Origin of the sequence: Vibrio sp. EA2 (assembly GCF_033042495.1) — a bacterium.
GTDB lineage: Bacteria > Pseudomonadota > Gammaproteobacteria > Enterobacterales > Vibrionaceae > Vibrio.
This window is the reverse complement of the sequence record NZ_JAWLID010000005.1, coordinates 214,746-234,921: the sequence shown is the minus strand read 5'-3', so window position 1 is coordinate 234,921 and position 20,176 is coordinate 214,746. Positions and strand designations below refer to the sequence as shown.

General features: G+C 44.8%; 18 protein-coding genes. 7 read left to right on the top strand and 11 right to left on the bottom strand.

Going from position 1 to position 20,176, the window contains the following annotated elements; genetic code table 11:
* Nucleotides 1-9 precede the first annotated feature (9 nt).
* The 7 genes from RXX31_RS13850 to RXX31_RS13820 form a co-directional block, all read right to left on the bottom strand.
* A complete protein-coding gene (locus RXX31_RS13850; RefSeq protein WP_317590065.1) occupies nucleotides 10-1,068 on the bottom strand; it encodes an HlyD family secretion protein in 1,059 nt (352 codons plus the stop codon).
* A 32-nt stretch (nucleotides 1,069-1,100) separates the two neighbouring features.
* Nucleotides 1,101-1,556: a MarR family transcriptional regulator gene (locus RXX31_RS13845; protein ID WP_317590064.1), complete on the bottom strand. Its 456-nt coding sequence runs from the start codon at nucleotides 1,554-1,556 to the stop codon at nucleotides 1,101-1,103.
* A gap of 175 nt (nucleotides 1,557-1,731) precedes the next feature.
* Complete coding sequence (gene luxQ, locus RXX31_RS13840) at nucleotides 1,732-4,305, bottom strand: quorum-sensing autoinducer 2 sensor kinase/phosphatase LuxQ (RefSeq protein WP_317590063.1); 2,574 nt, start codon at nucleotides 4,303-4,305, stop codon at nucleotides 1,732-1,734.
* On the bottom strand, nucleotides 4,305-5,402 hold the full coding sequence (locus tag RXX31_RS13835; protein ID WP_317590062.1) for an autoinducer 2-binding periplasmic protein LuxP: 1,098 nt from the start codon (nucleotides 5,400-5,402) through the stop codon (nucleotides 4,305-4,307). The genes luxQ and RXX31_RS13835 overlap by 1 nt, the downstream gene beginning before the upstream one ends.
* Nucleotides 5,403-5,756: 354 nt before the next feature.
* Complete coding sequence (locus RXX31_RS13830) at nucleotides 5,757-6,071, bottom strand: GIY-YIG nuclease family protein (protein ID WP_317590061.1); 315 nt, start codon at nucleotides 6,069-6,071, stop codon at nucleotides 5,757-5,759.
* A complete protein-coding gene (locus tag RXX31_RS13825) occupies nucleotides 6,071-6,715 on the bottom strand; it encodes a YceH family protein (protein ID WP_317590060.1) in 645 nt (214 codons plus the stop codon). The genes RXX31_RS13830 and RXX31_RS13825 overlap by 1 nt, the downstream gene beginning before the upstream one ends.
* A gap of 157 nt (nucleotides 6,716-6,872) precedes the next feature.
* On the bottom strand, nucleotides 6,873-7,076 hold the full coding sequence (locus RXX31_RS13820; RefSeq protein ID WP_317590059.1) for a hypothetical protein: 204 nt from the start codon (nucleotides 7,074-7,076) through the stop codon (nucleotides 6,873-6,875).
* Between the two features lie 393 nt (nucleotides 7,077-7,469).
* On the opposite strand from RXX31_RS13820, the gene RXX31_RS13815 reads away from it, so the two are divergent.
* Nucleotides 7,470-7,784, top strand: coding sequence for a DUF496 family protein (locus tag RXX31_RS13815; RefSeq protein ID WP_317590058.1), 315 nt, complete (start codon nucleotides 7,470-7,472; stop codon nucleotides 7,782-7,784).
* Nucleotides 7,785-7,917: 133 nt separating this feature from the next.
* Nucleotides 7,918-9,255, top strand: a complete 1,338-nt coding sequence (locus tag RXX31_RS13810; protein WP_317590057.1) for an MATE family efflux transporter — start codon at nucleotides 7,918-7,920, stop codon at nucleotides 9,253-9,255.
* An 89-nt stretch (nucleotides 9,256-9,344) separates the two neighbouring features.
* Here RXX31_RS13810 and RXX31_RS13805 read toward each other — a convergent pair whose 3' ends face one another.
* A complete protein-coding gene (locus RXX31_RS13805; RefSeq protein ID WP_317590056.1) occupies nucleotides 9,345-10,328 on the bottom strand; it encodes a Gfo/Idh/MocA family oxidoreductase in 984 nt (327 codons plus the stop codon).
* Between the two features lie 810 nt (nucleotides 10,329-11,138).
* Here RXX31_RS13805 and RXX31_RS13800 point away from each other — a divergent pair.
* Complete coding sequence (locus tag RXX31_RS13800) at nucleotides 11,139-12,572, top strand: glyceraldehyde-3-phosphate dehydrogenase (protein WP_317590055.1); 1,434 nt, start codon at nucleotides 11,139-11,141, stop codon at nucleotides 12,570-12,572.
* 262 nt (nucleotides 12,573-12,834) lie between these two features.
* Nucleotides 12,835-13,056 carry a hypothetical protein gene (locus RXX31_RS13795; protein ID WP_317590053.1) on the top strand — a complete coding sequence of 74 codons (222 nt, stop codon included), beginning with the start codon at nucleotides 12,835-12,837 and terminating at the stop codon, nucleotides 13,054-13,056.
* A 120-nt stretch (nucleotides 13,057-13,176) separates the two neighbouring features.
* Here the strand turns inward: RXX31_RS13795 and RXX31_RS13790 are convergent, their stop codons facing one another.
* The 3 genes from RXX31_RS13790 to RXX31_RS13780 form a co-directional block, all read right to left on the bottom strand.
* On the bottom strand, nucleotides 13,177-13,791 hold the full coding sequence (locus RXX31_RS13790) for a LysE family translocator (RefSeq protein WP_317590052.1): 615 nt from the start codon (nucleotides 13,789-13,791) through the stop codon (nucleotides 13,177-13,179).
* A gap of 94 nt (nucleotides 13,792-13,885) precedes the next feature.
* The gene (locus RXX31_RS13785) at nucleotides 13,886-14,800 is read right to left on the bottom strand and encodes a LysR family transcriptional regulator (RefSeq protein WP_317590050.1); all 915 of its coding nucleotides are present in this window, start codon (nucleotides 14,798-14,800) and stop codon (nucleotides 13,886-13,888) included.
* A 41-nt stretch (nucleotides 14,801-14,841) separates the two neighbouring features.
* Nucleotides 14,842-15,297, bottom strand: coding sequence for an Lrp/AsnC family transcriptional regulator (locus RXX31_RS13780; protein ID WP_317590049.1), 456 nt, complete (start codon nucleotides 15,295-15,297; stop codon nucleotides 14,842-14,844).
* A 179-nt stretch (nucleotides 15,298-15,476) separates the two neighbouring features.
* Here RXX31_RS13780 and yjeH point away from each other — a divergent pair, with 179 nt between their 5' ends.
* The 3 genes from yjeH (at nucleotide 15,477) to RXX31_RS13765 (ending at nucleotide 19,745) form a co-directional block, all read left to right on the top strand.
* Nucleotides 15,477-16,739 (top strand): L-methionine/branched-chain amino acid transporter, encoded by a 1,263-nt coding sequence (yjeH, locus tag RXX31_RS13775; RefSeq protein ID WP_317590048.1) that lies wholly within the window; start codon nucleotides 15,477-15,479, stop codon nucleotides 16,737-16,739.
* Nucleotides 16,740-16,956: 217 nt separating this feature from the next.
* Nucleotides 16,957-18,279 (top strand): AarF/ABC1/UbiB kinase family protein, encoded by a 1,323-nt coding sequence (locus RXX31_RS13770; RefSeq protein ID WP_317590047.1) that lies wholly within the window; start codon nucleotides 16,957-16,959, stop codon nucleotides 18,277-18,279.
* A gap of 119 nt (nucleotides 18,280-18,398) precedes the next feature.
* On the top strand, nucleotides 18,399-19,745 hold the full coding sequence (locus RXX31_RS13765) for a magnesium transporter (protein WP_317590046.1): 1,347 nt from the start codon (nucleotides 18,399-18,401) through the stop codon (nucleotides 19,743-19,745).
* Nucleotides 19,746-20,176 lie beyond the last annotated feature (431 nt).

Genomic DNA, 20,176 nt, shown 5'->3' with positions numbered 1-20,176 from the left:
ACCTCCTGATTAATAGATGTAATGCAACGCACTCAAGAAATGAATCTGTAGGTTACTAAACCACCCAGAGACCACATTCTCAGGTAACAGTTGGACTGTCGCACGTGCGCCGGCTGGGAACGAGCGTTGTTCTTGATCGTCGATAGCTAGATGCAAACGCATACGCTGTGCATCCCTAACCCAGCGGTCAGTCTCTGTCGGTGTGGCAAGTCGTCCATCAGCATCGAACTGACCGGAACTTACGCCCGCATCAATACTTGTGATTCGAGCTTCAAAAACTTCACCCGGCAAGCTGTCAAATGCTACCAATGCACGGCTGTCCCGATTAAAGTGGCGCAGGCTTTTTTCTCGGAAATCAGCAATAATGTCAACGTCATCTGACACCAATGCAACCAGAGGACTCGCCGCAGAAGCGTAAGCACCTGCTTCCAGTTGAAGGTTTGCAACCACGCCATCATGCTCAGCAATAACTTTTGTGTAAGACAAATTGAGCTCAGCTTGCTTGAGTTGGTTCTGCGCAACACGCACGCTGACATTATCTTCACCTATTTCACCACGGCTTACTTCAAGCTCCTTCAGGCGAGCACGGGCTGCCAAAAGGTTGGCTTTTGCCGCAGTGGCATTACTTTGTGAATCATCAAGTTGCTGCTGAGAGGTGCCATTGCGGTGAAACAGCTTATTCAAACGCGCCGCTTCCCGCACTTTTTGCTCGGCAACAATCTTGCTTGCTTCCACATCCGCTTTGGCTGCGGCAATTGAAGCGTCCAGCTGATCATTATTTTGAATCACCTGATCCAAATTGAGCTGAGCACGCTCAACCGCCAATTGGTAAGGCTGTGGGTCGATCTGAAACAACACGTCACCCTTATGGATCTCTTGGTTGTTTGTCACGTAAATATCGGTGATTTGTCCGCTGACACGTGGCGCTACTTTCGTTACCACGCGAGTTGCCATTGCTTGAGGAGTAAGGGGCATTGCCAGGTCAGCAATTAGAAAATAAGCAAAGACAAAGACAAACGCCGCGCATGAATATTTAATCCAGCGCGCGAATTTTTGGTCTGGAGTCATAGGATTTAACTTCTCTTTATTAGGTTTCTGACTTATTCACTAAGTGTATCGAGTGCATTGCGAGCCATTTGTTCCAGGATTAACCCCATGGTTTTTAGCTCGTCATCATTGATGTCAGACAGTAATTTCCTGCGAACGGCAAGGATTCGGCTCTCTAGTTGAGTAATAAGTGCTTTACCTTCATCCGTCAGGCTGACGATACGAGCCCGTTTGTCATGTTCACAACAACGTCGTATAACCAGAGACTGCTCTTCAAGTAATTTTAAGGTTCTCATCAATGACGCCAGTTCAATCTCTAGTTCTACCGCAAGATGCTTCTGACTGACGTTGTCCCCCATGCGATGTAACTTCCATAAGGCAGTCCAGCGCGGATACGTCATATTCAGTGGCTCAAGCTCTCGGTCAGCGACCATCTTCCATAAACGAGAGACACGAGATAACTTTTCCGCAACAGAAAGCTCTCCCAAAATGTCGGTATCTTGAATCATTTGAAACACTCAATTACTTAGCATGCTAAGTAATATAAAATAGTTAGCGTGCTAAGTAAATAGTTTTGTGACAAAAATCACATTAAGTTCAAGGCAAGTCATTGTGTGGCAGAGAAAGCTAAGGAAAATAAAAAGGCACAACGTGCGTTGTGCCTGATGAATGCTGATATTTTTATTACGCCGAGCCACCTATAAATCGCCGCTTATAATCCAAAAGTGCATCGTGGAACGCGCTCTCTTTTATCGGTTTGAGCAAGATGTAATTCGCGCCCGCTTCCATAAACGCATCACCGGTTTCTTTTGCGGTATCAGCCGTGCAAGCATAAATCGGCGTACCTAATTTCAAATTTCGGCGAATCTCTTTTGTGGTTTCGATTCCACCTAAGTGAGGAAGTTGATTATCCATCAATATCAAATCGTACGTGTGATGTTTCAATCGCTCGATTGCCTCAAGCCCATCTTTTGCCCAATCAACCTGCATTCCATATTTATTACAAAAGGCTTTTAGAATAAACGCATTGGTATGATTGTCTTCAACAAGCAGGACTTTCAAGGCTTCATTAAACAGTTCCTCAGGATTGACACGTTGGTTTGGTTTGTTTGCATGTAAAATACGCTCACGATCTTTCACTGGCAACGTGACAACAAAGGTCGTTCCAACGCCTTTTTGACTGTGAACCTGGACATTACCCTCTAGCATATCGACCAAACTCTTGACGATCGTCAGCCCTAATCCACTCCCTCCATATTCACGCGTTGTGGTTTCCTCTTCTTGTACAAACGGCTCAAACATCTGGTCGAGCTTGTTCGGGTCGATACCAATACCAGTGTCGGAAACTTCAACTACGAGCACGCTGTTCTCAACTCCCTCAAACTGATCGAGTTCCGCGCTCAGTCGGACACAACCAGAAGGGGTAAACTTAACGGCGTTACTAAGCAGATTAAACATGATTTGGTTGAGACGAACCTGATCGGTAAACAGCGCGACTTTTGGGTCTAACTGGTTTTCGATGACCAGCTCAACCCCTTTGCTCTCACAAATCGGACGATAAATGTTCTCTAAAGTACGAACCGTATCGGTAAAGGAAAACGAGTGTTTTTGAATATTGAATTTGCCTTGCTCGATTTTTGAGAAGTCTAAAATATCATTCAAAACAGCAAGTAAGTGCTCACCACTATGACGGAGTACATCTATTTGGTTACTCTGCTCCTGCGATTTAACCGAGCCTTTCAATAACTGAGCAACACCTAAGATCCCATTTATTGGCGTTCTGATTTCGTGGCTCATCTTAGCCAGGAAATCGGCGCGAGCTTGAGCGGACTTTTCAGCCTCTTTTCTGGCAACATTACTTTGCTTTTCAGCCTCAATAAGCGTTGTGATGTCTTGCCCTTGCACAATGATGCCGCTGAGATCGCCGTCAACAAAAATGGGAGATAGGTTCCAGCGATACACTTTTTCACCAATCGGCACATTCACCCCAGTTAAGGTCGCGCCTTGCGATGCCATACGCAGATGAGGAAGCAATTTTTCCTTAAAGCTTTTAAAGACGGGAGTCATTACTTCAACGTCATTCTCGAGCACCAGCTCTTTTTTCGCCGCAGGATTTATTTGTATCAGTACCCCAGCTTCAGACCACACCATGATCGGAGATAAAGCGAAGTTAAACAGGTCTCGAAAGGAACGTTTTTGCGCTTCAAGCTCTTCAAAGGTGTTCTCCAGCGTCGTCCCAATATCATCGAACTCTTCGATATCGGACCCACCAAAACGCTCAAACCCTTTTTCTTCACGTGCTGAGCGCGTATAAGACATCAAGGAGTCAAGCTGTTCGGCTACCTTGTTCTCTATCCATTCTTTGGTCAGTAGGGCGATCAAGATCATCCCGATAACCGAAGCCATCATCGCCAAAAGATGCTGAACCTGTAGGGTAACGACACTTTGATTATCCTGAACCGTCAGTAGAGACAAATCGGTATTAGCCGCATTCACCTCAATTGGCGTCTTAATAATCAATAGTTGGTCGAGTTTCTCTTGAGACTCTCTGCGTTTTAAAACATCAAATATTTTATAAGACTCATCACCCGCTAATGAATTGGCTAACGGTAGGTTGTTGGAAATGAGAACAACATTATCGACGTTACCTTCATTCTTCAGCCTTTCCATCAAGCCAAAGTTGTTATCCAGAACGACAATATTGTAGGAGTAGCCCATCACTTCACCCGTTTTAGGCTCAAGTACCGGGACTCTTCTAACCAGCAGGTGACGTGCGCCCATCGGGGTTAGTGACGTTATGTAATACCAGTTATTGGTGAATGTGACGCTACTGGCGATAGTATCGAGTATCGAGTCATTAATGCCATAGAAATGGGCGTTGCCATCATCCCAGATAATGCCTTGATGATTAGTGAGGAAGCGAATTTCAGGCGTGTGTGACGGATCACTCTGATCAATGCTAAGGAAAAAGAAATTTAAGGCTTCTTCATCTCGCTTACTATAAAAGTCCAATACCACATCGCTTTTAGAGTTGCTGTCGTGGTGGATTTGAATCGCAGCGAAATGACTGTCGAAAATATTCAGAATCAGGGCGGATGTTTGTTGCTTTGTCCTGTCGACTTCTTGCCAAATAATCTGTTTGGAGAAGTAATAACTCTGAACGAATATGCCTAAAATTATCGGAGCAAGAACGAGAACAATAATTTTAGTAATCAGCGTCGACAAAGAGCGACGTTTTCTGGTTGATGTATTTGTCATCAATTATCTGAGTATCTGAATGCGCGTTTTCTTAATGTTTCTATTCTGTCGGGAGAATCAGATTTAGTGACGACTTCATAGTCACCAGAATAAACAGTTGGTACTGACTTCCCTTCCAGATCCCATTTGATGGCTTCTGCCATTGCAATACCGGTATCATCGTTCATACGCATTACGGTTATATCTAACTCTCCGTTTAAAATGGCGTCTAGCTCCGCAGAGCCCCCTCCCCAACCGTTAATCATAATATCCTCGCGCCCTAGTTCCGCTAACGCTTCGACGGCACCAAGCGCGACGTCTGTTGAGCAAGCATAAATAAAATCGACATCTGGGTACTTGTCCAAACTGGCTTTTGCCGCCTCATACCCAGACTGCTTTGTCGCCTTGGTGTAATATGCAGATTGTAGCTCAAAGTTACTGTCACGGTTTACCTGGTTAATAAATGTATTCCCTCTTACGTCACTAATGTAACCTTCTGAAAAGTAGAGCACACTGTAGTGACTGTTTTTTGGGAAGCGTTGACTAAATTCTTTCGCCAGTTTGCGGCTGCCTTCAGCATGGTCAAAACCAACATAAAGAAACGGCTGGTGATTATCCCAGTCTCTTACTGGGGTCGTAATGTTTTGTAAGATCAGCTTAGTTTTCTTGGAATCCAATACATGCTCGATAAACTTACGATGTCTGGTGGTATCAAGAGTAAAGATCAGATAGTCCGAGTTGCTTTTCAATGCCTCCATCAGAGAGAGGCTTTGCTGTTTGATATCAGAATTTGGGCGAGTAAAAACCTGATTAAGCTGATAATCAATATTCAGCTTATCTAACCGCTTTTCAAATGCGTCTATATTTCTGATCCAGTAATCCGAAATTTGCTGCCCCGGGTAAACCACAGAAATCTTCAGTTCACGCTTTTTCTCAATGGTAATCGGAGTGGGTTTTTCTCTAACCGCTTCAGCCAACGCGTCGGTTAGCTGTTTTTGCTCAGGGAATTCGTCCAGAAACTCTTGATAGCCCCAATATCCATTCAGGACTTGAGATGCATGTGCTGCTGAGGCAATACCCGTCATTAAAATAAGGGAGAATACTAACTCTTTCTTCATCTGTTGCTCTTTTTAGTTTTTACCGAGTCCCATTCACTCTATTTATTATCTAGCCGAGTCATCCGTTACTTGGGCGTGTTGAACTATTGTAATCTACCTTCCACTGAGTGCTGGTTTCAATATCAATTTCTTCGTTATGCATTATGAGTGATATGAACTTTATATAACAAACGCATATTGCACGGTATTTCAGCCTATTATCAAAATCAATGCCTATTGAATCAGTGTGTTATTCTGAAAACGACAGCAGTTTTTGTACCAAGAACACATTTTGGATAAAAAGAAACCGCCTTCAAAACTTCGGCGGTTTCTTCATCAGTCCGTGCGGTACGTTTCTGGACTATCTATCGAGCCCTAAAGACGAACGGTCAAGTTCAAGCTTTGGTCTTCGTCCACGGCAAGTGAGGCTTTCGATTCAACGAGTAGCTCTTTTTTGCTTTTCGCTAGTTGTTTAATAAAGTATTCAGCTTTCATCGCAACACGCTTTGAGTCAAAGCTCATTGTCCATTCCAGGACTAATGGGCCTTTACCTTTGAGTGCCTTGGCACCTTTACCATTCTGGTGCTGTTGAAACCGGCGCTCAATATCATTGGTGACGCCACAATAGAGTGCATTGCGGTTATTTCGTATCAGATAAACACTCCAAACTTGTGCCACACTTTCACTCATCAAAGTAGCGATTCTACCTGAGCTTTCAATGCATCAAGCTCCTCTCTGAGCATGGACACTTCTTGCTCAAGCTGACTCACGCGATCAGAGCTCGGTGACACTGCCGCCGCTGACTCAATAGCAGATACATCGACTTCACCACAGAATAAATGCATATAGCGAGATTCACGCTTACCAGCCTCACGCGGAAGTTTGACGACTAATGGGCCTTTCTCTTCGCTCGCCAAATACTCAAGTACATTTTCCACCTCTTTAACATCGTGGAACGTTGTCAGGCGGTTAGTTCGAGTACGAATTTCACCTGGCGTTTGAGCACCACGTAGCAGCATACAGCATACGATGCCTTTTTCTTGCTCAGTGAGTTTCAAATCGCCAAACTCCGTGTTACAAAAACGGTGCTGATACTTGCTCACTCGGCTATTAAAGGCACTTTCGTCACTGACAAGTCGACGTTCAATCAATGCATCTACCGCATCTAATACATCAGACTCAGACAATGACATGACTGGCTCACGATTACTTTTTTGATTACATGCATTGGTAAGTGCATTCAGACTCAGGGGATAAAGATCGGGAGTCGTCACTTCTTTCTCGATCAGGCAACCAATTACTCGTGCTTCTATTGCCGTTAGCTCAACTTTCATAATGCATTCCTTATTATTTTTTGCATCTGAATTTTATACTCAAGTCACTTTATGCTGCCAGATTGAAACCTGAACGGTTTTAAAATCACTTGAGTATAAGGTAGTCAGGCTAAAGCATAGTCTAAGACCTGACCCCTTTTGTGAATAGGGTTAGGTCTCAGTGCTCGGAGAGAATAGGTACTTTTCTCATGTTTCCGTTTTCATCAATCATCATTATCTTCGAACGATTGAGTTCAACTTCTGTAATTTCAAGTTGATTACGCGCATTGACGTATGCTGTTTTTAACTTCTCAGCCAAAGAGCTCGTGACTTGTTCACTATCTTGACTGTCGACTTGCTCCGCAGTATTACGAGAGTCCATATCAAGTGTCATCATTTTGTATTTAATGACGCTGATAATATAGTGAAGGTTCAATCATGACAACGCATCGATGCACTCTAACCCAGAGTCAAACGCATATTTGTCCAAACTGCGTCGTAAAAAGGCTTTATGCTCACTGAATTACCTGGACACTCGAATATAGAAATCGCAGCAGATGAGGCGTTTCAGGCTGCGAAATCACCTTTGCTCTAAGGTAAGTCAAGTAAGACTGAGTATGGTGTCAACCAGCGATGCTTTCCTGTCGTGAGGCAAGGAACATAATGATTGGTCGAGAAATGTTCAACTCATCGTCGTGATTGATCTAAAGACTGTTATGCTACGAGATGTTGTGCTTTAATCGAGAAAGATATTCACAAATTAGGAAAGGGAACTATGAGTAGCGTATTTGAAATCGTTAGCCAAGCTCGTCGTAAAAATAAACTGAAACGTGAGCTTGTTGATAACGAGAAAAAAGTTCGTGATAACCGCAAACGTGTAGACTTGCTGGAAAACCTCCTAGACTACATCAAGCCAGAGATGACTCACGACGACATCGTAGCTATCGTCAAAAACATGAAATCAGATTACGAAGATCGTGTTGATGACCACATCATCAAGAGCGCAGAAATCTCTAAAGAACGTCGTGACATCAGCCGTCGTATTCGAGAACTGACGGAACAAGATAAACAAACTAGCGGCAAGAAATAAACACCAATAGTTCTGTTATAATTTGAACCCCGAGTAAGACAACTTGCTCGGGGTTTGTTTTTGTCACCGATCAGAGTGCTGTGTACAATAACATCAACCCATTCCCCTAACCTATTAACTTAATAAGCTGTTTATGTCCTCAACTACGATCACCCCACAACCTACATTAGCCAAGCAATTGTTTTCGATGACCTGGCCCATGCTCTTTGGTGTTCTATCACTAATGAGTTTTCAGCTTGTGGACAGTGCTTTTATCGGCCAGCTGGGGGTCTTACCGTTGGCAGTACAGGGCTTCACACTCCCACTACAAATGGTCGTGATCGGAATTCAGGTAGGCTTAGGTATCGCAACAACCGCGGTTATCTCTAAGGCGCTTGGCGCAAATGAAACTCGCTATGCCAAACAATTGGGTGGCTTAGTCCTTATGATAGGCTCAGTCGGAGTTGCGATAATCAGTGTGTTAATTTGGTTGCTTCGTTACCCAATACTATCCATGCTCAGCGCACCCGATACCATCATGCCTATCATCGATAGCTACTGGCCTTGGTGGTTACTGAGTTCCTGGACCGGAGCCCTGCTCTACTTTTACTACAGTATCTGCCGAGCCCATGGAAATACCATGTTGCCAGGTACCATGATGATGATCACCAGCGGTGTGAACCTTGTTCTGGATCCGATCTTCATTTTTACTTTAGACCTCGGTATTAATGGTGCTGCACTTGCGACGATTGCGGCCTTTGGTCTGGGTATTTTGGTGGTTGCTCCTCGAGTCAAAAAGAATCAGTGGGCCACAACACAGTGGCAAGACTTAAACGTGATAAAGAGTATCCGCTCGATCGGTAACATCATGGGACCCGCGATGATAAGCCAATTGTTGCCCCCTTTATCATCCATGCTGGCAACGAAGCTACTGGCTGGATTCGGTACGGCAGCCGTAGCCGCCTGGGCGCTAGGATCACGTTATGAATTTTTTGCTATTGTCTCTGTGCTCGCGTTAACCATGTCTCTGCCACCTATGGTTGGGCGCTTACTTGGTGCAAAGAACTACAGTGATATTCAATCACTGGTCAGTATCGCGGTTAAGTTTATTTTGAGCTTCCAGCTCTTAATCGCCGTTATCACCTTTGCCGTAGCAAACCCTTTGGCATTGTTAATGACCAGTGATTTACAGGTTGAGCAAGTGTTGGCGATGCATTTATCCATCGTCCCTATCAGCTTAGGTTCTCTGGGCGTATGTATGCTTATGGTTTCGGTTTGTAATGCATTAGGCAAGTCATACACGGCTCTTACTGTCTCGGCGTTACGTCTGTTCGTGTTTTTCTTACCGTGTTTGTGGGTTGGTTCTCAGCTGGGGGGAATTAAAGGCCTTCTGCTTGGGGCATGTATTGGTAATATCTGCGCGGGTATCGCAGCATACCTCACCTATCGTCGTACCATCGTAACCTTGTCTGAAATGCGTAAGACGAATTAAGCCGATAAAGCGATCTATTCCCTTATTCCTGTAATGAAGCCCTCCTGATTCGAGGGCTTCATTTTATACCTCAGACGCCTTTTATTGCATTAAGCCGTTTTGTCAGCAGGGAAAACCACGCCAGTTTGTCTTCTGACTTCCGTCAGCACGTTGGCAACCGTCAATGAACGTTGCTTGGTGTTCTCATCAATCACTCCTAACTTAAGTTGCTCGGCAAAAGCTTTAGCTTCGTAAAACATGTGGTTTTCGGTTTGTGGCAGGGTCAGTACTTCTTTCTCTTGACCACGAAGAATGCGTTCGACGCCACGACCCGTGGAGATCATATCAACTAGCACGCTACCCTGTTCACCCTGAAATTCACTCGGGATTAACGAGTCACTCACTTTTGAATGCAGTAAGTTCACGTTAAAACCATCGTAGGCAAGCGTCACACTGCCACATCCATCTACGCCTGATGGCAAAACAAACGCGCTGGCCTGAACCTGATTAGGCTCTCCGAATAACTCAATGGCAGCGCCCAGACAGTAATAGCCGATGTCCATAATTGAGCCATTGGAGAAATCGGGATTGAATGTATTCGGGTTCTCGCCATTTAAATACTTTTGATAGCGCGATGAATATTGGCAATAGCTGATCGTTGCGTGTCTTAACGGAGCTATAGTAGGCAGGCTTTCTTTCAGCACAGTAAAGTTGGGGGTATAAGGCGACATGAATGCCTCAAAAAGCACGACATTATTCTCTTCAGCGCACGTAAACATCTCCTTGGCAAGCGAGTAATTTGATGCCATTGGTTTCTCGCAAATTACGTGCTTACCTGCTTTTAGCATTTGCAGCGCTTGGGGTGCATGAAGTGAATTAGGGCTCGCAATGTAGACCGCATCAATATCGGGATCTTCTCCTAAAGCGTCTAGATTGTCATAGAAACTCTCCGCATGGTATGGCACACCAAATGAACGAGCCTTATCAAGCTCTCTCGAATAAACGGCTTTGAGGCTAAATTCTCCCGTTTGTATGGCAGCTTCAACAAATTGTTGCGATATCCAGTTCGTCCCAATAATCGCGAGTTTAAACATGTCATTTCCTTCTAATTTTGACTATCAACGCCAAGTGAATTCAGGTATATCGTCGATTTAAACAAGGTTTACAGGATTAGACAACGTTTAGAAGCGAAGGCGTTGCATAGTGGCGCGATCCAGTTGACATTCTTACCAAATGTGACAGCGTAACCAACAAAACAGAATACTTAGCGTAGTTAATCGTCGTTTTATTGATAAGCCTCAACAATCTCACACCATGGGGCTGGTAATTTTAGGCCGTTCGAGAGTTATCAGATACGAAGTTTAATCCTGATTTGCTCCTTTCGTGAACAGTAGACCTAGTATTAAAGTGGTTAATGTCTATTCTATGAGGGTTTAATCTCAGTTCACATTGTGATTTGCTGCAAACTTTTGATATTAAATTTTAACCTTACAATCTCATTTCAGCCTATCCATTCGTCTTAGTTAACAAATCACCTAATTACGAGTTTTATGTTTACCTCTTGAGTTGCGTTATCGATTCACATCACACATAAATGTAATTCATAACCTTAATTTCAACGAGAATCATTGATAGAAAACATTATCATCGCAAAATAAGTTTGCACATTTGAAAATGTCAACACCTTAAATGCAACGCCTTAGTCACATTAATCATCCACATAACCGTCATATAACAGTGATTTCCACTGGATTTATTTTTCCTAGCAGAATAAGCCCTTCAACCGTAGAATCCGCCCCATAATTATTACAACCCTACATTACCACCAGACTCCTACGCTCTACCGTAGAGGTAACAGCGGCGAGTATGGTTAGCCCCCAAAACGTGAAAGGTCCAATACAACAATGAGTCCAGAGAAATATCTCCAAGACTGGCAAACTAGCCAAACGATTGCTGAATCTATTTCCCCTCTAATTGGTAAGCTGTATCGTGAAAAAGGAATCGAAGTGGTTCTGTTCGGTAAAACGCTTATCAACGCAACAACTATCGACATTCTCAAAACTCACCGCGTAGCAAGACGATACACTGGAAACCCTCTCTCTCTAGAGCAGACAATGCCTATCATTGAAGCACTATGCGAAATGAGCATTTCTTCTAGCCGCGTGGATATCGGTCAGTTGGCAACTAAGTATTGGAATGAGCACGAAGACACTTCTGCGCTTAATGATTTCCTACAAACCGCACTTCAAGGTGCTCGTGATGCAGATTCTTCTTTGAAAGCTCGCGATGTGGTTCTTTACGGGTTTGGTCGTATCGGTCGTCTACTGACACGTCTTCTTATTGAAAAGAGCGGCCCTGGTTACCCACTACGACTTCGTGCAATCGTTGTACGTGGCGGCAAGAAAGGCGATTTAGAGAAGCGTGCTAGCCTACTTCGTCGTGACTCTGTACACGGTCAATTCAACGGTAGCATCATCATTGATGAAGAGCGTAAAGCACTGATCGTGAATGGTAACTTCATTCAAATTATCTACGCAAACAACCCAAGCGAGGTTGACTACACTGCTTACGGCATTAACAACGCACTTGTTGTCGACAACACAGGCGTTTGGCGTGATGCAGAAGGTCTAAGCCAACACGTAGCGTGTAATGGCGCAGAGAAAGTACTACTGACAGCACCTGGTAAAGGCGATATCAAGAACGTTGTATTCGGTGTAAACGAATCTGTGATTCAAGAAGATGACACCATCATCTCAGCAGCAAGCTGTACTACCAACGCTATCACGCCAGTGTTGAAGGCGTTGAACGATAAGTACGGTGTGCTTTCAGGCCATATCGAAACGGTTCACTCATACACTAACGACCAAAACCTGATCGATAACTTCCACTCAGGTGACCGTCGTGGACGCAGTGCATCTTTGAATATGGTTCTGACGTCAACAGGTGCGGCGAAAGCGGTAGCAAAAGCACTGCCAGAGCTAGCTGGTAAACTGACAGGTAACGCAATTCGCGTACCGACGCCAAACGTGTCAATGGCAGTTGCAAACCTAAACCTGGGTGAAGACGTGGATCGCGATTCACTGAACGACTACCTACGTGAAATGGCGCTGAATTCTGAGCTATCAGCACAGATTGACTACACAGACTCAACTGAAATCGTTTCAACAGACTTGGTTGGTTCTCGTCACCCTGGCGTCGTTGATGGTCAAGCGACTATCGCACAAGACAAACGTTGCGTACTTTACATCTGGTACGACAACGAATTCGGTTACAGCTGCCAAGTTGTGCACTGTATGGAACAAATGATGGGTGTTCGTTACCAAACATTCCCTCGATAGGTGAACATTGCTCCACAACGTTAACCACATGGTGTAGCGAACTATACCTCAACATTTGTTCTTAATAATAAGCGCGTAAGCGCACTACTAATCTTAACTCCCCTTTTATACGCCTGAGCTTCCCCTCAGGCGTTTTTTCATATGAACAGTTGTACTTTTTGAGGCTTTGACATTCCTCAGACATAATTGCGTCTATCGTTCATGTTTCGTTCATATTCACTGGGGTAATCTGAACACATAGACAAATAGAGAGGTCAAGTTTATGAATCGGATCATCGTTACAGCACTGGCACTGATTACCGGCCTTTTTGCTTTAGTAGTTAGCCTGATCATGGCGATCCCATTGACCATCGCGGCACTGATTACCGGAAAACGTATTGAGAAGCGCGTCAAGTACATGCAGAAAGAGATGCAGCAAGAATATGAATTTAATACTGGAAAAGCAGACGCAATAGAAGGCGAATTTGAAGAAGTTCGCCGATAAGAGAATTAAAGTGTTTCTCACCCCCTCGTCCCCCAAAAGCTAATAAAGCTCCTGAGAAACTCCTTGCTTACACCCAGCCTTGAACAAGCTGGGTGCTTTTTTATGTTCTGGAAATCAAATTTATATCGTTACAACCACGCGCAGAGCCAACAACATAAGCACGACGCCAGACAAGCGATCGATCAACACCGCTTTTGAGCGAATACGATCAACCACTCGCGAGCTGGAGAGTACGATAGTAATGAACGTGTACCACAAACCGTCAACGATAAACGGCGTAGCAACAATGATCATTTGATTACTCAGATCATTACCCAGAGCAACGAACTGGCTAAATAAGGCGATAAAGAACAGTGCAATTTTAGGACTGAGAATAGAGATAAAAAAGCCTTCTCTTGCCGACTGTGCAACGGTGGTTTCCTGCCCAGATTCAAGCTTAGCCGCTACACCACCTTTCGAACGCAGAGCATTAAACCCCAAATAGGCCAAGTACGCTGCCCCCGCCAAGCTGATCGCTTTAAACAGTAGCGGGCTTTGCTGTAAAACCACTGCCAAACCAATCAAAGTAATAAATGCGTATATCCCGATACCAAATGCGTGTGCCCACGCTGTCGCCAATCCATTAACACGACCACCAGCCAAAGCGTGTTTAGCGACAATGGCTAAACTGGGCCCAGGTGACATTGCACCCAATAAACAGACGGTAAAAAGTGATAGCCAAATTGTTAGTGTCATAAAATCCTCTCCTCATTTGGTATCAATCTATCAAGTGAAGGGATATAAATAGAAATCAAAGTTTTTCATAAAGGTCATGACTTGAAATCATAACTTAATGAATAGAGTATTCCGATAGCTTCATCACTGTCCGAATTTGTTCTCTAACCCAACGATGGGCAGGATCGGTGTCGTATTTTGGATGCCACATCAACCAATATTCATGTGTCTGGGTTGCAAAAGGCAGTGGCTTATTGACTAAACGCCAATGCTTGGCGAGGTTCAGCGCAATATGTTCCGGCACAACCATGAGGTGTTCACTCTTCACCAGCCTGTTTACCGCGGCAGAGAAGAACGGCACTTTGAGGGCAATATGACGCTGCAGACCAATCTCTTTTAACGCCAGATCAGCACTGGAGTCCTTGTCACCACCTCCCGTCACCTTAATGTGCGAATAGCTGACGAGTTGCTTCGCGCTGATACTTTTACACTTAGCCAGCGGATGAGAATCTTTCATCAGACAAACCGAATTATCCGAGCCGATATTGATGCTCGATACGCCTTCTGGTTTGGAGGGGTACATAGAAGAAGCGATGTGAATGCCGAGCTCATGCAGTTTGTCCAGAAAGTCTGGCTGCCAAAGCCGATAAGCCATATCAAGTTGTGGCGCGAACTCACAGAGGTGCGACGCTATATCCGGTAGAACATATTGGGCAACGTAATCACTCGACGCAATCACGAGTTCTCCCTGCCAGTCTTTGGGCTCAAATGGCTTGTCATCCAAAAGATGGTCAAATTCCGCGAGTAACGCATCCAGTTTTTCTTTTAGCGCTATCGCTCTTGGTGTAGGAATCAGCTGATTACCCTGGCGAATAAGAAGTGGATCACCACACAGCTCGCGGAGTTGAGCCAGCTGACGACTCACCGCAGATTGGGTGATGTGCAGCCGCTCGGCAGTGCGGCTTACATGACACTCTTCCAGCAGTACATGTAAGGATCTCAGCAGATTTAAATTGATGTGGTTTAACATTCTTTATCCATGTGACTGGTATTTAAGGCCTGTGTAGCTAATCACTTGACGAACTTATTACCCGTGGTATTAAAAAACTCGGTAAGTACGGTATGCGTCATGAGATGGCGAAGCTCAGGAAAGCGTTGAATTTGGTCTCTGATTTCGTTTAAGCGATTCATGTTGGGTACCTCGACAAAGACCATCATGTCGGTTTCACCACTAATGGCATGGCACCATTTCACCCCATCTATCTTGTACAGCTCATCCGCGTAGGATTCACAGAAGTACGTTGACGTCGACTTATCAAACTTCAGAGCGAAGTAAGCACAAATTGAATCTCCTGGCGTTGAAGCAATTTCTGCGTGATAACCCAGGATAACTTTGTCATTTTCTAGCTTACGAATTCGAGCAGTTACCGCTGAACGAGAGAGGTTCACTTGATCAGCAATTTCGGTAACCGAAAGTCGTGCATTATGCCGGAGGATATCAATGATCTTATGATCAAACTTGTCCATAAACTTACCGCTTCTTCCTTATTTTCTTCATTTTATAACGATTTTAAATGCATAAGAAACCAACATTTTGTTGGAATTATTTGAAACAACCGTCATATTGGCGGCTCAGTAACGCATTTTGTATTTCGGAACTCATTTATTCTTAGAGTTCACTTAGTTCTACACCCTCAGAGACCAGCATGGAACAGCTAAAAAAAGACATTTCACTTATATCCGGCATCGCCCAACTTTCCACCACATTAATGGGCACAGGTCTATTTATGATCCCGGCGATTGCGGCAGGGATTGCAGGTCATTTTTCACTCTGGGCATGGATATTACTGTTTGCTGCAATCTGCCCGATTGCTCTGACGTTTGCTCAACTAGGCAAACGATACCCCAACGCCGGCGGTACCGCTTTCTTTGTGCGTAAAGCGTTTAATGCAAAATTAGAAAGCAGCGTTGCCTGGCTGTTTGTCAGTGTGATCCCAGTGGGCATACCAGCGGCTATCGCACTTGCTGCGGGTTTTCTCAAACAGCTGCTTCCGGAACCAATAAACCATGACTTATTCGCTCAAATGGTTACGATAGCCCTACTGGTCATCGTCAACTTGCTAGGAACAAAATCGTCGGGCCGTTTACAAACAGTGATTGCGCTGAGCGTATTTGCCCTAGTCGGTGCCTTTCTCTGGAAAGGGGAAATAAATAGCGCAGACCTTACCATGCCAGCCGTCACAGCAGACTCAATTTGGCCAATTACCGCCGCGCTTGGCGTTATGTTTTGGTGCTTTGTCGGTATAGAAGCCTTTGCACACATGGGCGAAGAGTTTAAGAACCCACAACGCGACTTTCCTATCGCGATTATTGTCGGCAGCTTCGTCGCCGGTGCCACCTATTGGGCGTGTTCAGTTGTGATATTAAAGTTTGGCGCTTATGGCACGCCTCAGTTTGATAATGCCTCTATACCTTGGTTAAGCGCTCATTTGCTGGGTGATAGTGCGAAATGGATCATCAGTATCATTGGATTTTCAGCGTGCTTCGCCAGTGTTAATTTATACACCCAAAGCTTGGCACGTATGGTATGGAGTCAGGCTCGTGAATATCGTCCCGATAGTAAGCTGGCGAAAGTCTCGCGTCGAGGCGTACCGTCCTCAGCGACATTGCTGGTCGGATTCATCCTATTAGTGTCCTGTGCGGCAGGTACGCTTTCTCAGCTTGATCTAGAGTTTTTCCTTAAACTGGCGAACAGCATTTTTGTGTTGGTTTACCTGCTCGCAATGCTGGCCGCCTATAAACTGCTTAAAGGCGTCGGTAAGGTAATGGCGGGGGTATCTCTACTCCTTTGTACAGGCGTATTTATCTGCTTAGGTTGGTCTATGCTGTATGCGCTGACGATTTTTGTCGTGCTCTCATTACCATGGAAGCAATTAAGATCAAAACGCGAGTCAAAAGTGACGGAATAAAGCTTTAAACCACTCAGTTATTCGTTTTATGACAGGTCTAAAGCAACATTGCCGTACCCAGGCATACTCTTAGAGTCTTTCAGCCGCTGGCACTGCTGGCGGTTTTCTTTGTAAATGTATCCAATGACACAATTTTCCCGTATAACAAGTAATTCCCAAACCACATCAAAAAATAACATTCATTCGTGGTTTGGATAAAACTTACGGGAGGCTCTCAATGTCGGACAAGGAAAAAAACTTACCCACCCATCGCATCTCCAGATTCGGTAAATTTGCCTCTCTTGCAACAAGAGTTGCCGGAAATGTTCTTGCTGAAGGCACCAAACAGCTCGCTAAGGGCAATAAGCCGAAAGCGAAAGACCTCCTGTTGACACCACAAAATATAACCAGACTGACCGATCAGCTTGCTCACTTGCGTGGAGCTGCCATGAAACTCGGTCAAATGCTGTCAATGGATGCAGGTGATATTCTCGAGCCTGAACTAGCAGACATCCTCTCTAGGCTGCGCTCAAATGCCGATCCGATGCCAGCAAAACAGTTGAACAGCGTCATGGAAAATGCACTTGGCCCGGATTGGAAAGCGGAGTTTCTGGCGTTTAACTTTAAACCGATTGCCAGTGCTTCAATAGGGCAAGTACATCAGGCGTACAGTGACGCGGGTGATAAACTTGCGGTAAAAGTCCAATACCCGGGCGTTCGTAAAAGTATAAACAGTGACGTCGACAACGTTGGCACACTGCTTAAAGTCGTGGGCCTGATACCAGAATCCGTAGACTATAAAGGACTGCTTGAAGAAGCGAAAAAACAACTTCACGATGAAGCTGATTATGAGCGCGAAGCTCAATTCGCGCTGCGCTATTTCGATGCTTTAAAAGAAAACCCTTGTTTTATCGTGCCGAAAGTCCACTTGGAGAGTTCTTCACAGTCGGTGCTAGCCATGGAATTTATCGAAGGGGTTCCAGTGGATACCATCGTTAGCTGTGACCAAAGTACCCGCGATACGGTAATGCATAACCTGCTTGAACTGCTTTTCCGCGAACTGTTTGAGTTCAAAATGGTTCAGACCGATCCCAACTTTGCCAACTATTTGTACCTCGAAGAAACCAAACAGATTGGTCTGTTAGATTTTGGTGCCACACGCGAATACAGTGAACGATTCAGTTCTGGTTATCGTCAGGCCTTTTCTGCTGTTGTAAACCATGACGAACACAGCCTGAACGAAGCCTTAGAGAAGATTGGTTTTTTCAGCCAAAACATCATGCCAGAGCAACGCAAGGCAATTTTGGATCTGGTCAAAATGGCATGTGAACCCATGTTAGTGGATCAAGACTACGACTTTAAAGCCAGTGGCCTTGCGCAGCGATTACGTGACGCTGGTAAGATCCTCAGCATGGAGCAGGATTACTGGCATACACCACCAGCCGATGCGATTTTTCTTCACCGAAAAATCGCAGGTATGTACCTACTTGCCGCACGTATCGGTGCGAAAGTGAACATTCGTAAATTAGTGCAGCCTTATCTGAATATTCACGTCGAGTAGCCTATTGTTTTTCTGCTACTTTCGCGTACTTTAATTGGCGCGAACGTATAGCGCGATTCTTCGCTATTGTTACTAGACCACTATCTCTATTTTTAACGAACAAACTGTCGGGGTGCTCGGTGAGCAAGTTTCAAGATCTCTCCACTCTAATACAACAAATTGGGCAAGCTGAAGAAGCGGATCAAATCGCAACACTCAACGCATCAATCGAAGAGGGTTTAGACCCCGGCTCCATCGCTTTAATATTGGAAGCGTTTACCATCAATGACCGTGTTCGGTTATGGAGAGCATTACCGTTAGAGCTGCATATTGATGTGCTGACTGAAATGCGTGCTGACGTGCGCTTTTCAATCATTAATGCGCTGTCAGAAGTCGAGCTTAAACTGACGCTCGCCAAACTAGACAACCTTTCTCTGATCGAGTGGGCAGACTCCCTACCCGAAGAGATTATTAACGAAGCATTGGCATTGATCGAGAAGGACGAGTTAGAGCTTTACGATCAAGCCAACGCGTATGAAGATGAAGAGATCGGCCGTTGGGCAGATCGAAAAATCGTAACCTTACCTTTTAACATTACGGTTGGCACTGCAAAGCAGCTGATGGATCGCTACAGCTACGATACGCCTCAACACGTCTATTTGATTAACCGTAACAAACAGTTTCGTGGCACGGTTAACTATTTCGAAATCTTGCGTAGTGACTCTGACGTTCGCTTAAAAAGCCTGTCGATAGAAGCTGTCACGGTCCTCGACAGTAAAATGTCTTTGCCTGAAGCAGTCGAGGCTTTGGAGCACAGTGCTCTTTCGGCTTTACCCGTAACAGACGCCGACCAAACATTGATCGGTGAAGTAGACTGGCAATTTGCCTTAAGTACTCAGCGAGAGATTTATGAAGCACGATTGATGGCGGGTACCGGTATGGACGAAGGCGATGACTTGTTTGCTCCGGTCATCAAAAGCTCACAAAAACGTGGGGTATGGTTAGGAATTAACTTAATGACCGCCATTTTAGCCTCCGTCACTATTGGACTTTTTGAAGACGTGATCGCTCAAGTAGTGGCGCTGGCGGTATTAATGCCGATTGTCGCATCAATGGGTGGTATTGCGGGTAGCCAAACGCTCACGCTGATGATTCGCGCAATGGCACTGAATCAGATCACGCCCGGAAACCGCTTCAAGCTACTCAAAAACGAGTTAGGTATTGGGTCTCTGAACGGTATTGCCTGGGCTGTGATCATTGGTGGTCTGGCAGGATTATGGTTTCAATCGGCGGTCCTTGGCGGAACCATTGCTTTAGCTATCGTCGTCAATATCATCACTGCCGCTCTGTTTGGTGTGTTGATTCCAATTATTTTGGATAGATTAGAACTCGACCCTGCCCTGGCGGGTTCCGTTATTTTGACCACCGTGACAGACGTTGTTGGTTTTTTCGCCTTTTTAGGAACCGCTAGTCTCGTATTATTGTAAGTAACTAGTACTAATTTACTAATCAATCATTAGCATAATAACGTACTTTTGCATATCGCAATTGCAAATTGCAAAACCAGTCGGCATTTAGGCAACAAAACTCACAGAAACTACGCTTTTTAGTGGCTTTAAAAGTTGGCACGCCAGATGCATTACTTATAGCGACCCTTCTTAAGCCGAGGGTCACCTAGCCAACTGACGTTGTTAGTGAACTCAACTTTGTTCATATATATAAGCCAATCGCACCGTTTGCGGTTGGCTATTTTTTTATCTGTCTTTTCTCAATCTATCCTCCCTTTGATTACGTCAGTCTAATACGGTTACCGTGACTGATTCGTTATCGGCTATAAGTCTCAATAACTTCACCGCGCTTGGAAATTCGTTATCGGGTTGGGCATACTCCTCTCACCCCCAAGTATGAAGTATTACCC